Source organism: Vibrio sp. 1557 (assembly GCF_033340175.1).
Lineage (GTDB): Bacteria > Pseudomonadota > Gammaproteobacteria > Enterobacterales > Vibrionaceae > Vibrio > Vibrio alginolyticus.
The window spans coordinates 1-2,057 of record NZ_JAWOVZ010000070.1; the positions used below are offsets into that span (position 1 = coordinate 1).

The window sequence follows — 2,057 nt, forward strand, 5'->3', positions numbered from 1 at the left end:
AGCATTGCAGACCAAACCTTGGCAGAAGACTTTACGCCATACAGCATCGATCTGAATACGGCCTTCAGTGATGTGGATAACGTGGATGGCGAGTTAACGTTTAGCGTCTCTGGTAATAGCAACATTCAAGTGGCGATCGTCAATGGTATTGCTACGTTCACTCCAACGGCAGACTGGAACGGCTCAGAAGCATTGACGTTTACGGCGACCGATCCAAGCGGCGAAAGCGTTAGCCAAACGGTGAACTTCACGGTTGCGCCTGTGGCGGACATCGTGGCAGACAACGCGACGGTTGTGGAAGACACGCCAACCATCATCAAGGTCTTAGATAACGACACGTTCGAAGGCGACGACAAAGTGGTGTCGCTGGATACCAATAACGGTCCAGCCAACGGCACGGTCTCTGTCAACCCGGACGGCAGCGTGACCTACACGCCGAACGACAACTACCACGGTACAGACAGCTTCACGTACATCGTTACGTCGGGTGGGGTCAGTGAGTCCACCACGGTGAACGTCGATGTCACACCAGTGAATGATGCGCCAGTGGCAAACGATGATACCGCTGTTACTGACGAAGATACACCAGTGACGATTGATGTCTTGCCAAACGATACTGACATCGATGGTGATACGTTAAGCATTGATTCGGCGTCTGTGCCGAGTGACCAAGGTACAGTTGAAATTGTTGACGGCAAGTTGGTGTTCACACCGGCTGAGAACTTCCATGGTGACGCTGAAATCACTTACACCGTTAGCGATGGTGCACTGACTGACCAAGCGACGGTCAACGTCACCGTGAATGCGGTGAACGACACGCCTGTGGTTGAAAGTAGCATTGCAGACCAAACCTTGGCGGAAGATTTCACCCCATACAGCATCAATCTGAATACCGCTTTCAGCGATGTGGATAACGTGGATGGCGAGTTAACGTTTAGCGTCTCTGGTAATAGCAACATTCAAGTGGCGATCGTCAATGGTATTGCTACGTTCACTCCAACGGCAGACTGGAATGGCTCAGAAACCCTAACCTTTACCGCCACCGATCCAAGCGGTGAAAGCGTTAGCCAAACGGTGAACTTTACGGTTACCCCTGTAGCGGACATCGTGGCAGACAACGCGACAGTTGTGGAAGACACGCCAACCATCATTAAGGTCTTAGGTAACGATACGTTTGAAGGCGACGACAAAGTGGTGTCGCTGGATAGCAATAACGGTCCAGCGAACGGCACGGTCTCGGTCAACCCGGATGGCAGCGTCACTTACACGCCAAACGACAACTACCACGGTGCAGACAGCTTTACCTACATCGTTACCTCCGGTGGGGTATCGGAGTCCACCACGGTGAACGTCGATGTCACACCAGTGAATGATGCGCCAGTGGCGACCAATGACACGGCGATTACTGATGAAGACACGCCAGTGACGATTGATGTCTTGCCAAACGATACTGACATCGATGGTGATACGTTAAGCATTGATTCGGCGTCTGTGCCGAGTGAGCAAGGGACAGTCGAGATTGTTGACGGCAAATTGGTCTTCACACCAGCTGAGAACTTCAATGGTGATGCCGAAATCACTTACACCGTCACCGATGGTTCACTGACCGACCAAGCGACGGTCAACGTCACCGTAAATGCGGTGAACGACGCGCCTGTGGTTGAAAGCAGCATTGCAGACCAAACCTTGGCAGAAGACTTTACGCCATACAGCATCGATCTGAATACGGCCTTCAGTGATGTGGATAACGTGGATGGCGAGTTAACGTTTAGCGTCTCTGGTAATAGCAACATTCAAGTGGCGATCGTCAATGGTATTGCTACGTTCACTCCAACGGCAGACTGGAACGGCTCAGAAGCATTGACGTTTACGGCGACCGATCCAAGCGGCGAAAGCGTTAGCCAAACGGTGAACTTCACGGTTGCGCCTGTGGCGGACATCGTGGCAGACAACGCGACGGTTGTGGAAGACACGCCAACCATCATCAAGGTCTTAGATAACGACACGTTCGAAGGCGACGACAAAGTGGTGTCGCTGGATACCAATAACGGTCCAGC

Annotated in this window: 1 protein-coding gene; it reads left to right on the forward strand. The window is 52.2% G+C overall.

Annotated elements, in window-relative coordinates:
* Window positions 1-2,057: tandem-95 repeat protein (locus R7070_RS24590; protein WP_318141331.1), on the forward strand; the 2,057-nt coding region annotated here is incomplete at both ends.